The organism is Butyrivibrio sp. MC2021 (assembly GCF_000621605.1).
Classification (GTDB): domain Bacteria; phylum Bacillota; class Clostridia; order Lachnospirales; family Lachnospiraceae; genus Butyrivibrio.
In genome coordinates this window covers 1-1,187 of the sequence record NZ_JHXX01000035.1, presented here as the reverse complement: position 1 = coordinate 1,187, position 1,187 = coordinate 1, and the positions used below count along the sequence as shown (strand labels likewise).

Here is a 1,187-nt window from a genome sequence, read left to right as displayed (position 1 = left end):
CAATGTCATTTAGATAGCAAATAGCATAGGAATAGTGTATCATCAAAATCATGATAACTACAAACACGATACAGCCAGTTCTCGGGTTTACGGTCAAAAATTTTATTTTTGAAAAAGGCAAACAGACAGTCGTGGTGGGCTGCCTACTGAAAGGTATTTAGTTGTTTTGTGTTATCGGTAAGCTAATGGTTCCGCCGACTGGCGACGCATAATTCTTTTGAATTTACGTCCCGGTCGGACTGGCACCAGAAATCTGTTAACTAATAATTCTAGTTTTTCTATTTTTCCTATGAGATAGAGCCTCACGAACTTTTGCATCTGGGTATGATTAAAGTTATATCTATGAATGGTATTTGATGTATCCCTCTTGGTTACAGCCTTTGTGATGCATGATGAAAAGTTGTATAGTGTAAGTTTTCCGTATATTTCCTGTATCAAAAAGTCTGGCTTTATTGAATGAATATGAACCATATTTCCGGCATACTTTAAGTGTCGAAACGCAGTTTCTTCGCCCCACCTTAGGTTATAGAGCTCTTTAATTATAGGCAGTGGAAATGTTGCTATAGGAAGATTTGTTGCTATATATTCAAATGTTCCATTGGACAGTTGAAATTTCAATAAACGAAAGCTAAGTACATCTATTTCATCCGCATGGTAATCAATGAAATCGTAGCGATGCTTCTTGCGGACAAAATGATAGTTTTCAAGCTTTTTATAGCACTTCTTTCTGCGTCGTCCAACATGAATGGTAACATGCTCATCAACATAAGAACCATCTAATAAATGCGGTTGGCTTGGGCATAAGTTTATGGCGTCAGTTATCCTCATGCGAATCAAAAAGAATTGATTATTGTGGATGGCATGGGCATAGTTATTTAAGGAGCCGTATCCACGATCAGCAATGTAGATAGCTTTTTTGTCTGATTTTGAATATTTGTCAAGGAATCTACAAAAGGCCTTATTTTCATCTATTTCCTGCATGCTTTGAACTTCGGCATCCAGGAACATGTCATTCATGATATCGTAAAGTGCATTCAGATGTGTTTGGTTAAAGGCCTTGCGACCTTCTATGTTATCAACTAAGGTATTGTGGTCGTCATGGTTATAAGGAAGGTTGAGGCGAGTACCATCACAAGCGATAAGCTGATATCCGTGAAAAGTATTCGCTATGGGAATGCTTTTCTTGA

The 1,187-nt window shown here is 37.7% G+C and carries 1 protein-coding gene; it reads right to left on the bottom strand.

What is annotated here, in order from left to right:
• Positions 1 to 171: 171 nt before the first annotated feature.
• On the bottom strand, positions 172 to 1,187 hold a 1,016-nt coding region (locus T359_RS0117455; RefSeq protein ID WP_026518506.1), incomplete at its 5' end, for an IS4 family transposase.